The sequence below is a fragment of the Actinoplanes sp. NPDC048796 genome (genome assembly GCF_040650035.1).
Lineage (GTDB): Bacteria > Actinomycetota > Actinomycetes > Mycobacteriales > Micromonosporaceae > Actinoplanes.
On record NZ_JBEZGO010000001.1, the window covers coordinates 956,486 to 968,743 of the forward strand.

16 protein-coding genes are annotated in these 12,258 nt (G+C 70.7%); 9 read left to right on the forward strand and 7 right to left on the reverse strand.

Features of this window, described 5'->3' with window-relative positions:
• Position 1: 1 nt before the first annotated feature.
• On the forward strand, positions 2–1,447 hold the full coding sequence (gene dgt, locus AB0C26_RS04515) for a dGTP triphosphohydrolase (RefSeq protein WP_360241392.1): 1,446 nt from the start codon (positions 2–4) through the stop codon (positions 1,445–1,447).
• Here dgt and AB0C26_RS04520 read toward each other — a convergent pair.
• Positions 1,444–1,638, reverse strand: coding sequence for a hypothetical protein (locus tag AB0C26_RS04520; RefSeq protein WP_360241395.1), 195 nt, complete (start codon positions 1,636–1,638; stop codon positions 1,444–1,446). The two genes, dgt and AB0C26_RS04520, sit on opposite strands and share 4 nt — an antisense overlap.
• Before the next feature lie 170 nt (positions 1,639–1,808).
• Between AB0C26_RS04520 and AB0C26_RS04525 the strand changes: the two genes are divergently transcribed.
• The 3 genes from AB0C26_RS04525 to AB0C26_RS04535 all read left to right on the forward strand — a co-directional run bounded on the left by AB0C26_RS04525 (position 1,809) and on the right by AB0C26_RS04535 (position 4,019).
• Positions 1,809–2,087 (forward strand): hypothetical protein, encoded by a 279-nt coding sequence (locus AB0C26_RS04525; RefSeq protein WP_360241398.1) that lies wholly within the window; start codon positions 1,809–1,811, stop codon positions 2,085–2,087.
• A gap of 422 nt (positions 2,088–2,509) precedes the next feature.
• Entirely contained in the window at positions 2,510–3,577 is a 1,068-nt protein-coding gene (ligD, locus tag AB0C26_RS04530) for a non-homologous end-joining DNA ligase (RefSeq protein WP_360241401.1), read from the forward strand.
• A 58-nt stretch (positions 3,578–3,635) separates the two neighbouring features.
• Complete coding sequence (locus AB0C26_RS04535; RefSeq protein ID WP_360241404.1) at positions 3,636–4,019, forward strand: VOC family protein; 384 nt, start codon at positions 3,636–3,638, stop codon at positions 4,017–4,019.
• Here AB0C26_RS04535 and AB0C26_RS04540 read toward each other — a convergent pair.
• On the reverse strand, positions 4,016–4,462 hold the full coding sequence (locus tag AB0C26_RS04540) for a GNAT family N-acetyltransferase (protein WP_360241407.1): 447 nt from the start codon (positions 4,460–4,462) through the stop codon (positions 4,016–4,018). The two genes, AB0C26_RS04535 and AB0C26_RS04540, sit on opposite strands and share 4 nt — an antisense overlap.
• Positions 4,463–4,513: 51 nt before the next feature.
• On the opposite strand from AB0C26_RS04540, the gene AB0C26_RS04545 reads away from it, so the two are divergent.
• Positions 4,514–4,954 carry a potassium channel family protein gene (locus AB0C26_RS04545; protein WP_360241410.1) on the forward strand — a complete coding sequence of 147 codons (441 nt, stop codon included), beginning with the start codon at positions 4,514–4,516 and terminating at the stop codon, positions 4,952–4,954.
• On the opposite strand, the gene AB0C26_RS04550 is transcribed toward AB0C26_RS04545, so the two are convergent.
• Complete coding sequence (locus AB0C26_RS04550; RefSeq protein ID WP_360241413.1) at positions 4,905–6,467, reverse strand: alpha/beta hydrolase; 1,563 nt, start codon at positions 6,465–6,467, stop codon at positions 4,905–4,907. The genes AB0C26_RS04545 and AB0C26_RS04550 overlap by 50 nt on opposite strands.
• A 62-nt stretch (positions 6,468–6,529) precedes the next feature.
• A complete protein-coding gene (locus AB0C26_RS04555) occupies positions 6,530–7,597 on the reverse strand; it encodes an ATP-dependent DNA ligase (RefSeq protein WP_360241416.1) in 1,068 nt (355 codons plus the stop codon).
• A gap of 96 nt (positions 7,598–7,693) precedes the next feature.
• On the opposite strand from AB0C26_RS04555, the gene AB0C26_RS04560 reads away from it, so the two are divergent.
• The 3 genes from AB0C26_RS04560 to AB0C26_RS04570 are packed head-to-tail and all read left to right on the forward strand — an operon-like array spanning position 7,694 to position 9,337.
• Complete coding sequence (locus AB0C26_RS04560; protein WP_360241419.1) at positions 7,694–8,239, forward strand: hypothetical protein; 546 nt, start codon at positions 7,694–7,696, stop codon at positions 8,237–8,239.
• Between the two features lie 10 nt (positions 8,240–8,249).
• A complete protein-coding gene (locus tag AB0C26_RS04565) occupies positions 8,250–8,972 on the forward strand; it encodes a HipA family kinase (RefSeq protein WP_360241422.1) in 723 nt (240 codons plus the stop codon).
• The gene (locus AB0C26_RS04570) at positions 8,969–9,337 is read left to right on the forward strand and encodes a DUF3037 domain-containing protein (protein ID WP_360241425.1); all 369 of its coding nucleotides are present in this window, start codon (positions 8,969–8,971) and stop codon (positions 9,335–9,337) included. The genes AB0C26_RS04565 and AB0C26_RS04570 overlap by 4 nt, the downstream gene beginning before the upstream one ends.
• Positions 9,338–9,665: 328 nt before the next feature.
• On the opposite strand, the gene AB0C26_RS04575 is transcribed toward AB0C26_RS04570, so the two are convergent.
• Together AB0C26_RS04575 and AB0C26_RS04580 are read right to left on the reverse strand one after the other, a co-directional pair.
• Positions 9,666–10,160, reverse strand: coding sequence for an LPXTG cell wall anchor domain-containing protein (locus AB0C26_RS04575; protein WP_360241428.1), 495 nt, complete (start codon positions 10,158–10,160; stop codon positions 9,666–9,668).
• A 95-nt stretch (positions 10,161–10,255) separates the two neighbouring features.
• Positions 10,256–10,738 carry a PH domain-containing protein gene (locus AB0C26_RS04580; RefSeq protein ID WP_360241431.1) on the reverse strand — a complete coding sequence of 161 codons (483 nt, stop codon included), beginning with the start codon at positions 10,736–10,738 and terminating at the stop codon, positions 10,256–10,258.
• Positions 10,739–10,802: 64 nt separating this feature from the next.
• Between AB0C26_RS04580 and msrB the strand changes: the two genes are divergently transcribed.
• The gene (gene msrB / locus AB0C26_RS04585; protein WP_360241434.1) at positions 10,803–11,210 is read left to right on the forward strand and encodes a peptide-methionine (R)-S-oxide reductase MsrB; all 408 of its coding nucleotides are present in this window, start codon (positions 10,803–10,805) and stop codon (positions 11,208–11,210) included.
• Here the strand turns inward: msrB and AB0C26_RS04590 are convergent.
• Complete coding sequence (locus tag AB0C26_RS04590) at positions 11,207–12,244, reverse strand: glycosyltransferase family 2 protein (RefSeq protein ID WP_360241437.1); 1,038 nt, start codon at positions 12,242–12,244, stop codon at positions 11,207–11,209. The genes msrB and AB0C26_RS04590 overlap by 4 nt on opposite strands.
• Positions 12,245–12,258 lie beyond the last annotated feature (14 nt).

A 12,258-nucleotide genomic window follows, 5' to 3' on the forward strand; every position in this document is an offset into this window, starting at 1 on the left:
GATGGATGATCCCCGGGCTCAGCGCCTGTTCGGCGACAGTCTCGTCGCCCCCGGTGACCTCGCGTCGAGCCCGTTCCGGGTCGATCGCGACCGGATCGTCAGTTCACCCTTCTTCGCCCGGCTCGCCGGCGTCACCCAGGTCATCAGCCCGGGCGGCGCCGGCCTGCTGGTGCACAACCGGATGACCCACAGCCTCAAGGTCGCCCAGGTGGCCCGGGCCATCGCCGACCGGGTCGACCCGTCGCTGGCCGAGAAGCTGGGCGGCTGCGACCCCGACGTGGTCGAGGCGGCCGCCCTGGCCCACGACCTGGGCCATCCGCCCTTCGGGCACCTCGGCGAGCGGGTCCTCGACCGGCTGGCCCGCCATCGCCTGGGCCTCAACGACGGTTTCGAGGGCAACGCCCAGTCGTACCGCATCGTCACCAGCACCGAGAGCCGCGGCCAGACCACTCTGGGGCTCAATCTGACGAACGCCGTACGGGCGGCGATCCTCAAATATCCGTGGACGCGCCGCGGCGCCGCGCGCTTCATGGACCCGCCGCCGCGCGGAGCGGCCCCGCCGGCCGACGACCCCGACGGCGGCTCGGTGAAGTTCAACGCCTACTCGACCGAGGCGAACGACATGCGCGCGGCCCGGGCCCCGTTCGCGGGCCGGGTCGCCGACTGGCAGCAGACGGTCGAGGCCTCGGTCATGGACACCGCCGACGACATCGCCTACGCCATCCACGACCTCGAGGACGTGCACCGGGTCGGCGTCCTGCAGCAGGGCGCGGTCGCCACCGAGCTGATGGCCTGGCAGCGCTGGGGCACGTCGACCGACCTGAACCGGGCCGGCGGCGCCATCGAGTCGCTGCGCCGCCAGCTGCACCGCAAGGACGGCTGGATGGCCGACGACGAGGCCTTCGCGGCCGCCGTCGAGCTGGTCCGGGCCGAGCTGGTCGACGGCCTGCTGGCCCGCCCGTTCGACGGCTCGCTGGAGGCGGAGGCCCGGGTAGCGGCGTTCTCCGCCACCTGGACCCGCCGCCTGGTCGAGTCGTGCCAGACGATCGCCGACCCCGCGGTCCGCTCCGGCCACGTCCAGCTGGCCACGGCCCAGTGGCACGAGGTGCAGATCCTCAAGTTCGTGCAGAACAGGTTCGTCCTGGCCCGCCCCGACCTGGCCCTGCACCAGCGCGGCCAGGGCCGGCTGCTGGCCTCCCTGGTCGAGGCGCTCTCGGCCTGGCTGACCGACCCCGACGAGCAGGAACGCATCCCGCGCCGCCTGCAGGACCTGGTCGAACTGGCCGAGGCCGAGCTGCCGCCCGGCACCCCCGAGCGCCTCCACCGGGCCCGCGGCCGCGCTGTCGTCGACTTCGTCGCGGGCCTGACCGACCAGCAGGCGGTCGGCCTGATGGAGGCCCTGGGCGGCCGGTCACGCCAGCTCTGGACCGACGCCTTCGTCCTCTAGGACCGCACCCGGTTGTCGAGCGGGGCCGGCTGGCTGACCCACCACTCCGACGGCACCTCGGCGTAGATCTCGTCCGCGAGCGCCTTCAGATGATCGCCCGTGGCATGCCCGTGGTGAGCGTCCGCGAGCCCCTTGACCCTCACGTACCACTCGGCGATTTGTTCGCACTTGACCGATACTTGATAGTCCATACCTCGAGCCTAAGGCCGCACACCATCACCCGCCCGGCAATGCCCGACCGGGTGACACGGTCGCCGCTTCGAAAAAGGCGATATGGCAGGGTGGCGTCCGTGCCCCCGCTCGCCTGGACCGCGCCCGCCCTGATCACGGCGCTCTGGGCCCTGTCGTGGCGGTTCAGCACGTGGGAGTTCCGGCTCTACTTCGCCCCCCCCTGGCCGCCCTGGCCTGCGGGACCGGTCTCGTCATCGGCCTGGTCGCCGCACTCGGCGGCCCGGACACCCCGGGCAGCGGCGTGCAGCACTGGGCCGACGCCTTCGGCTCCACCTCACCGGCGATCACCTGGCTCGGCCAGACCTCCCTGCTGGGCCTTGGAACCGCCGCGGGCCTGACCGTGCTCACGCTCCTGACCGAGGGAACCTTGCTGGTGCTGCGCCTGACCCGCGCCGCCGACAAGTCCTGACTAGTCGACGACCGGCCGTCCAGGTCTTCGATCGCCAGCCCCAGGTACGGGAAGAGCCGAGCCTGAATTTCTTCGAGCCGCTCCGCCGACTTGAGCAGCGGCTGGACGGCGACGACTCGCACCCGGCACTTATTGGGCAGGCCGCCCTCTCCGGCGGAGAGCTTCGCGCGGCCTCGAGTTGGGTGGAAGACGAAATCGGTGCGACCAGGACGACGCGCCATCCGCTCGAGCACTGCCATCTCGCCCGCGGACACGCTGAGTTCTGCCGGGTCCCGCACGAGCCGGATCTGGAAGCCGAAGTAGTACTTGTCGCGCCGGACCATGCCCGCATCGACGAGATCGTTCTCCAAAAACTGAAGGGTGGCTGGGCTTCCCCGTGCCGGGTGGGCGCGAGTGTCGTACCCAGGGCTTAGGGTCGGGGTATGCCGAAAGCCGCAGCGGAAGAGCATGAGATCGCCGGCCACACGGTGCGGCTGAGCAGTCCGGACAAGGTGGTGTTCCCGGGTAAGGGATACACCAAGCGCGATGTCTTCGAGTACTACCTGGCCGTCGGGGACGGGATCATGCGGGCGCTGCGGGAGCGGCCGACGACGTTGCAGCGCTTTCCCGACGGGATCGAGGGGGAGACCTTCTTCCAGAAGCGGATCGGGACGCGCGGGGTGCCCGACTGGATCCAGCGGGCGACGATCAAGTTCCCCAGCATGCGTACGGCGGAGGAGCTGTGCCCGGTCGATCTCGCTCATGTGGCCTGGGCCGCGCAGATGGGGACGATCGTGTTTCACCCGTGGCCGGTGCGGGCCGCGGCCGCCGATCAGCCCGATGAGCTGCGGATCGATCTCGACCCGCAGCCGGGTACCGACTTCGATGACGTGCGGACTGCGGCCGGGGTGATCCGGGAGGTGCTCGACGATCTGGGCTGGGTGGGCTTTCCCAAGACGTCGGGTGGGCGCGGCGTTCACGTCTACGTGCGGATCGCGCCCCAGTGGGATTTCGTGCAGGTGCGGCGGGCCGCGATCGCGCTGGGGCGCGAGGTGGAGCGGCGCCGGCCCGAGGCGATCACCACGGCGTGGTGGAAGGAGGAGCGCGGCGAGCGGGTCTTCATCGACTACAACCAGATGGCGCGGGACCGCACGATCGCCTGCGCCTATTCGCTGCGGGCCAACAGCCGGGCCACCGCCTCCGCCCCCGTGACCTGGGACGAGCTGGCCGATGTGGAGCCGGACGACTTCGATTTGCGGACGGTGCCGAAGCGTTTCGCCGCGATCGGTGACCCGCACGCGGCTATCGACGACGTCGCCCACGACATCACCCCGCTGCTGGAGTGGTCGGCCCGCGACGAGAAGGACGGCCTGGGTGACCTGCCCTACCCGCCCGATCACCCGAAGATGCCGGGCGAGCCGCCCCGCGTGCAGCCCAGCAAGATGAACAAGGCCAACTGGGAGGGTGGGTCGGGCCGGAAAGAACCTCCGGGATTGCGCTCGTCACAGTGACAGCGCGGCCCGGGAAACCTGTGGATTGAACCGGTCCGGAACGGGAGACTACGCGGTCATGGCACATCGCAGTCGGCTCTCGACCTTCCTGATCGACGCGCCCCGGAACGAGGCCCCACAGGCCGCCGGCTTCTGGTCACAGGCGCTCGGCGTACCGGCCCAGCCCGTGCCCGGCGAGGAGCAGTTCATCTCGCTGCGCGGTGTGCTGCCCGACCACGACCTGGCCGTGCAGGCCGTCGACGACGCGCCCCGCTACCACTTCGACATCGAGACCGACGACGTCGAGGCCGAGACGGCCCGGCTGATCGGCCTCGGCGCGGTCGAGGTGGGCCGCTGGCTCGAGTGCGTGACGCTGAAGGCCCCGGGCGGCCACCTGCTCTGCGTGATCCCGCCGCACAGCGACCCGGAGGTCTTCGACCGCCTGGCCCGGAACTGGGCCTAGCCGAGGGTCAGCTTCATGCCCTCGTGGGAGGCGGTGAAGCCGAGCGACTCGTAGAAGCGCCGGGCCTCGGTGCGGCGCTTGTCGGTGGCGAGCTGAATGAGGCCGGCGCCCTGCTCGCGGGCGCGCGTCATCGCGTACGCCATCATGGCCCGCCCCAGGCCGCCGCCGCGACGGTCGGCCCGGACCCGGACCGCCTCGATGGTCATCCGCTTGGTCCCGCCCCGGCTGAGGCCGGGGATGACCGTGAGCTGGCAGGTCGCGATGATCTCGCCGTCGTCGCCGACGATCAGCTCGTTGTTCGGGTCGGCGTCGATCTGCTCGAAGGCGGCCCAGATCGTCGCGTCGACGTCCTCGGACACGAAACCGCGCGAACGGCTGATCTCGTCATCGGCCAACAGGGCCAGAATCGCGGGAACGTCGGCCCGCTCGGCGATCCGGAACATAGGCGCCTCTCCCCTTCCGATCGTTGCTCGGGCACGATGTCTGCCATAAAGATGCTGCTCAGGGTCTATCGCGGGATCGTCTGGCTGGCCAACTCGCCGGGCACGCTGATTCTCTCGTACGCCATCCTGATCGTCGTCTGCGGTGCGCTCTTCTCCATTTTCGAGAAGGGCAAGTCGCTGGGCGACGCGATCTGGTGGGCCGTGGTGACCGCGTCGACCGTCGGGTACGGCGACATCTCGCCCGCGTCGTGGCAGGGCCGGGTGATCGCCGGGCTGCTGATCTCGCTGATGGTGCTGGTCGTGATCCCGCTGATCACCGCGCACTTCGCCAGCAAGCTCATCGTCGACCGGGACGTCTTCCGGCACGAGGAGCAGGAGGAGCTCAAGCAGAACCTGCGGCACGTACGGGCCCTGCTCGAGCAGATGGCGGCGCGCGACGGCATCACTTCGCCGGACAGCGCAGCCCCTCCCGCGGCACCTTCAGATCGATGAGATAACCGTCGACCGCCTGCACGATGCACGGCGTGCTCGGGTAGGCCGTGTGGCCCTCACCCTCCCAGGTCAGCACGTGCCCGACGCCGAGCATCGAGGCCAGATCGGCGGTGTTCTCGTACGGGGTGGCGGGGTCGCCGGTCGTGCCGACCACGACGATGGGCGGGGCGCCCACGGCCGCCGCGGCCGGGTAGGGATCACGGTCGCCCTTCCAGACGGCGCAGGCCAGCATCCCGATCGCCATCGAGCCGCCGAACAGCGGGTACTTCTTGCGCCACTCGCCCTGGAGCCGGCGCACCTCCTCGATCGTCGGCGCGTCCTTGGTGTCGGAGCAGTTCACCGCGAGGTTGGCGTCGAACAGGTTGCTGTACGTGCCGTCGGGCTTGCGCTCGGCGTACTGGTCGGCCAGTTCGAAGACGCCCTCGGCGTCGCCCGTCTTGAGTTCGCCGATCGCCTTGGCCAGCGCCGTCCAGCCGGTCTCGGTGTAGAGCGAGGAGACCACGGCCACGAAGATCCAGCCGGAGGTGGCGTTACGGCCGTCGGCGCCCTTCACCGGGTTCTTGTCGGCCGCCTTGAGCGCGTCGGTGACCGCCTTTCGCGCGTCCGGCGCGATCGGGCAGTCGCCGGTGTTGGCCTTGCACCAGTTCGTGAAGTTCGTGAACGCGCGCTCGAAGCCCTTGGCTTGGGTCTCCGAGCCCTCGATGAAGCTCTGCTTCGGGTCGACCGCGCCGTCCAGCACGAGCGCGCGGATCTTGGTGGGGAAGAGCTGGGCGTACGTGGCCCCGAGCAGCGTGCCGTACGAATAGCCCAGGTAGGTGAGCTTCTCGTCGCCGACCGCGTCGCGGATCGCGTTCATGTCCTTGGCCGCCTGCACGGTCGAGAACGTGGCCAGCTGGGCCGGGCTGTATTTCTTCGCGCAGTCGCCGGCGATCCTCTCGTTCAGCGCGACCACCTTGGTGAAGTCGGCCTGGCTGACCGGGTCGGGCACGGCGGCGAAGCTCGCGTCCTGGTCCTGGGCGCTGATGCACTTGACCGGATCGGAACGGCCGACGCCGCGCGGGTCGAAGCCGATGATGTCGAACTTGTCGGTGATCGCGGTCGGCAGGCCGCCGAACTGCTGGCCGAACGACAGGTAGACCGCGGTGTCGATGCCGGAGCCGCCGGGGCCGCCCGGGTTGATCAGCAGCGAGCCGGTCCGCTGTTTCTGGGTGGCCGAGCGGATCCGGATCATCGCGATCGCGTACGTCTGGCCGTTGCCCCGATCGGACCAGTCACGCGGGACGGAGACCGTGGCGCAGTCGTACGTCATGCCGGCCGCGCCCCGGCCCACGAGCTGGTCGGGGATCTCGGGGCAGGGCTTCCAGGCGGTGCCGCTCGTGTTCGGCGCCGCGCTGCTCGTGCTCTGCGGCGCGGGCGTGGTGTCGCCCGACCCGTCCGGGGCGAACGAGGGCACGGTGCAGCCCGAGATGGTGACCACGAGCGCGGCCGCGACGGCCAGCAGAGAGCGGCGCACGTTTGCCCTTTCGACGTCGGACTGTCCCACCGAGGCTATCCGGTGAGTCTGACAATCCGCGGTCAGCGGCTGGTCAGTACCTCGGCCAGATTGAACTGGACCGGGCGCTCGAGCTGCTCGTAGGTGCACGAGTGCGGATCACGGTCGGTGCGCCACCGTTCGAACTGGGCGGTGTGGCGGAACCGCACACCCTCCATGTAGTCGTAGCGGACCTCGACCACCCGCTCCGGCCGCAACGGCGTGAACGACAGGTCCTTGCCGGCGTTCCAGCGGCTCACCTCGTTCTTGCGCGGCGTGCGCTCGCCCTGCTCGTGGGCCGCCCAGTTCCACGGATGGCCCTCGAACTCGGTCACCAGGGGCTGAAGTTCGATGAAGAGCTCTTCCCGTACGGCCATGGGGAACGAACCGATGACGCCGACCGACACCAGCACGTCCCGCTCGTCGTAGAGGCCCAGCAGCAGCGAGCCGATCCGGTCCTCGCCGGACTTGTGCACCCGGTAGCCGGCGACCACGCAGTCGGCCGTCCGCTTGTGCTTCACCTTGAACATGACCCGCTTGTCGGGCTGGTAGACCAGGTCCGTCGGCTTGGTGATGAGCCCGTCCAGCCCGGCCCCCTCGAACTCGGCGAACCACCGCCGGGCGGTCTCGAGATCGTCGGTGGCCGGCGTGACGTACACCGGGGCCTTGGCGCCTTTCAGTGCCTCGACCAGCCGAGCCCGGCGCTCGGCGAAGGGCAGCTCGGTCAGGTCCTCGTCGCCGAGCGCCAGCAGGTCGAACGCGACGAAGGCAGCCGGGGTCTGCTCGCTGAGCAGCTTGACCCGGCTCGCGGCCGGGTGGATGCGCTGCTGAAGCGCCTCGAAGTCGAGGGTGTTGCGCTCGGTGTCGGCCACGATCACCTCGCCGTCGATCACCGCCCGCTCCGGGAAGTTGGCCAGCACGGCCTCGACGACCTCGGGGAAGTACCGGGTCATCGGCTTCTCGTTGCGGCTGCCGATCTCCACCTCGGCCCCGTCCCGAAAGATGATCGACCGGAAGCCGTCCCATTTGGGCTCGTAGAGCTGGCCGGGCGGGATCTCGGCGACGGGCTTGGCGAGCATCGGCTTGACCGGTGGGTTGATCGGCAGCTCCATCGCCCCAGTCTGCCGTCTCAGCGCCCGCTCCGGGGGGCTGGCGGCTGGCGCGTAAGCGTGTAATTTTGTAATCACGCTTACCGGGGAGGTTCAGCAATGAGATACCGACAGGGACCGCCGGGACGGGTCGAGCCGCCGAACGCCGACGACGCCGCGGCCTGGGTCGCCGGCGCGGTGACCGACGGCTGGTTCACCGAGCGGCCCGAGGTCGTCGTCGACCGCGACGAGATCATCATCTGGGGCCGGGTGACCGCGCCCGACCTGGGCGACAGCGCCACCGACGCCGACCGGGCGGCCGCACAGGCGGGCCGGATCAACCAGTTCCGTGAGGACACCCGCAACGACCGGATGCGGGTGGCCCGCCAGGTCGAACACCGATACCAGCGCAAGGTCGCCTGGGGCGTGCGCTGCGGCGACACCAACGAGCTCTTCACCCACCTGGCCGCGCCGGTGATGACCCGGCTGCGCCAGCCCGAGCGGCAGATCCTCGACACGCTGGTCGACGCCGGCGTGGCCCGGTCCCGCTCCGAGGCGCTGGCCTGGTGCGTCAAGCTCGTCGGCCAGCACACCGAGGAGTGGCTGTCCGATCTGCGCACCGCCATGACCAAGGTCGACGACCTGCGGAAGCAGGGCCCTTTGTAGGGTGATCCACGTGCTACGTGAGGTCACCGCCATCCGCTATGTCACACCCCTGCGCGAGGGCGGCTCGCTGCCCGGCGTCGTGGAAGCCGACGACCTCGGCACGTACGTGGTCAAGTTCCGCGGCGCCGGGCAGGGCCCCAAAGCGCTGGTGGCCGAGGTGATCTCGGGCGAACTGGCCCGCCGTCTCGGCCTGCCCGTGCCCGACCTGGCCGTCGTCGACCTCGACCCGGTCGTGGCCCGGGCCGAGCCCGACGAAGAGGTCCAGGAGCTGATCAAGGCCAGCGCCGGCGCCAACCTGGGCATGGACTTCCTGCCCGGCGCGCTCGGCTACGACCCGGTCGCCCACCCGGTGGAGGCGGGGCTGGCCTCTCGGGTGCTCACCTTCGACGCCTTCGTCGAGAACGTCGACCGCAGCTGGCGCAACCCCAACCTGCTGATCTGGCACAACGCCCTGTGGATGATCGACCACGGCGCGACCCTCTACTTCCACCACAACTGGCCCCGCGCCGAAGCGGTGGTCCACCGTCCGTACAAATGGGACGACCACGTGCTGAAGCCGTACGCGACGGCCCTGGCCACCGAGGGGCCGGCCCTGGCGGCCCGGATCACCCCGGCGCTCATCCGGGAGGCCGTCGACCTGGTCCCCGACGAGTGGCTGGACGACGGCGACAAAGACGCCTACATCTCCCATCTGACCGCCCGCGCGGCCCAGCCGGAGGCGTGGCTGCCATGAGAGTCCCCTACGAGTACGCCGTGATCCAGGCCGTCCCGCGCATCGAGCGAGGCGAGCTGATCAACGTGGGCGTGGTCCTCTACTGCCAGCGCCGCGACTTCCTGGAGGCCCGCACCCACCTGCACGAGGACCGGCTGCGCGCCCTCGACCCGTCGGCCGACGTCAAGGCGATCGGCGAGGCCCTGGCCTCCTGGTCGGCCACCTGCACCGGGGCCGGCGCCGCGGCCGCCATGACCCAGGGCGAACGCTTCCGCTGGCTGGTCGCGCCGCGCAGCACGATCCTGCGCGCCGGCCCGGTACACATGGGCCTGGCCGTCGACCCGGCCGACGAACTGCGACGCCTGGAGAACCTGCTGGTGAGGTGACGGCATACGCGGACTCGCCGACGCGGAGTTCGAGGCCACCTGGCCCTGGTGCTCGACGTCCCCGCCCGCTCGGCGCTCGGGCACCCGCGATGGTCGAAGCCACCGGCAACGCGCGTCCCTGGCGCCGGTGGAGCCGGGCGCGACGCCCAACTCGTCGTCTTCACCTTCGCGGCTCGGACAGCCGCCTAGCGACCTCCGGGGAGTTCCGCTGACCGGCCCGGCGCGTCGTGGATGGCCGCTACGCCGGGCGACCGGGATCGGCGGCTACCCGCTGGACGCCGAAGGCCGCCCGGCATCACGCCGGGCGGCCTTCGTTGTGGCGTTTCGGTCAGGCGCTGCGGCGGCGCCGGGTGTACCAGACGGAGGCCGCGCCGGCGGCCACCAGAAGGCCACCCAGGGCCACCAGCGTGCTCATCGGCGCTCCGGTGACCGGCAGGGCGCCGCCGGCGCTGACGCCGCCGCCGGGGGCCGTGGTGGCCGGGGCCGCGCCGGCCGGGGTCTCCGCCGGGACGGTGTCCGTGTTGGCGGTCGGCGTGGTGGTGGCCGGGGTGCTCGGGGTGGCCGAGCTGGGCGCCGGCGTGGTGGGGGCCGGGCTGCCGTAGCCCGGGTTGCCCCGGGTCGGGGTGTCGGTGTCGGGCGCCTCGGTGCCGTAGCCGGCGGCCCCGCCCGGGCGGCCCGGGTCGGTGGTGGTGATCGCGACGCGCGGCTGGGCGGCCTGGTCGGCGGTGGCCACGGCGGGCGACCCGCCGAGGGCCAGGGCGGCGGCGACGGTGAGGCCGGCGGTGGGCAGTCCGACGGCGACGATCCGGCGAAGTGAGCTCATGAGGAGTTAATCCGTTCTCTGGCGGTGTTCATGGTCCGAGAGGGGAGCTTAGCGGCAAATGCCCGATTTACCCTTTAAGACGCCTCGGCGGGTCATCATCCCGGAAGACCACCGAAACGGTGACTCCGCCACAGATGGGACAAAGCGAACATTTTGCCCTCGAATTTGGGGTCCGCCGCGAAGAGCTCACCGCTGTACGGGGCCCGCAGCCGCACACTCGCGCCGGAGTTCAGATAGACCGACACCACCGTGCGCGCGCCCCGCCGCTCGGCCCGCATGTCGGCCACGTCGTCCCAGGTGGCTAAGCCGTCCGCGAACACCGAACGGGTCCGGATGCCGCCCGAACTGATCTGCGTGCCCGTACGCCCACGGCCCGCCAGCCCGATCAGCGCGCCGGCCACCGCCGGCCCGACCGCCACGAAGACCCAGCCGGGCCCGGACGGCACCGCAAGATCAGCCCAGCTCAGGACCGCTACCAGCAGCCAGAGGCCGGCGTTCGCGATCGATCCGAGAAAGAGCCCTCGCCCGAGGGCCTGCTGCCAGGTGGGCCGGAAGATGGCCGCCGATGCATCGTCCATGCCCTGGTTCAACGGACCGGCCGACGCACCGGGCCGCACCCCGAGTGCGTCGTACCTTTGAAGCATGGCAACGAACGACACCACCCTGCCCACCACCGAGGAACAGTGGCGGGTCCGCCTCTCCCCCGACGAGTTCCGGGTGCTTCGCCAGGCGGGCACCGAGGCCCCCTGGTCCGGGGAGTACGTCGACACCAAGACCGAGGGCATGTACAACTGCCGCGCGTGCGGCGCCGCGCTCTACCCGAGCGACGACAAGTTCGACTCGCACTGCGGCTGGCCCTCGTTCGACGACGCGATCCCGGGCGCCGTCAAGGAGATCAACGACTACAGCCACGGCATGGTCCGTACGGAGATCCGCTGCGCCAACTGTGACTCGCACCTGGGTCACGTGTTCCGCGGCGAGCAGATGACCGCCAAGAACACCCGGCACTGCGTCAACAGCCTGTCGATCCGCCTCGAGCCGAAGGCCTAGGAACGCCGAGAAGGCGCCTGGCTGGCCAGTTCCACTGCCTCGACGTCATCGTCGAGCGGCCCGCCGGGCACCGGCGTCGCCACGCTGGTGACGTCGAGCGCGGCCGTGTCGAAGGCGACCAGGAACGGCGGCCGGCCCTGGCTGGCCGCGTAGATGCGGCCGATGTACTCACCGAGCAGGCCCAGGCAGATCAGCTGGATGCCGCCGAGCAGCAGGACCGCCACGTACAGCGAGGTCCAGCCGGGCACCACGGCGTCGGCCAGCCAGGTGATCAGCGCGACGATCATCAGCACGACGCAGACGAAGAAGCTGAACAGGCCGAGCCAGGTCGCGATCTTCAGCGGGGCCGCCGAGAAGCTGGTGATGCTGTCCAGGGTCAGCTTGATCATTTTCGACAGCGGGTACTTCGTCTCGCCGGCCACCCGCTCGGCCCGCACGTACGGCACCTCGGCGCTGCTGAAGCCCAGCGACGGCACGATCAGCCGGTAGACCGGGCGCGGCTCGGGCAGGCCGTTGAGCACCTCGACCACGGCCCGGCTCATCAGCCGGAAGTCGCCGGCCTGGTCGGAGACCCACGGGCCGACCAGCTTGCGCATCACCCGGTAGTACAGGCCCGCGGTCTGGCGCTTGAACGCCGTGTCGGTGCTGCGGTCGCTGCGCACCCCGTAGACCACGTCGACCTTCTCCCGGCGGGCGGCGGCCAGCATCTCGCCGATCACCTCGGGCGGGTCCTGCAGGTCGGCGTCGATGCTCACCACGTACGCGCCCTTGGCCGCCCGCAGGCCGGCCCGCAGCGCCGTCTGGTGACCGACGTTGCGGCGCAGCGCCACCACCCGCAGCTGGGGCCAGTCGGCGCGCAGCTGCATCAGCCGGGAGACGGTCGCGTCGCTGCTGCCGTCGTCGACGGCCACCACCTCGTACGAGTCGCCGAGCCCGTCCAGGACGGGCCGTAGCCGGGCCACGAAGTGATCGACCGCTTCGCGCTCGTTGTACATCGGTGTGACCACGGAGAGTGTCACCGGTGACAGGAGCATGAGTGACCTCTTCC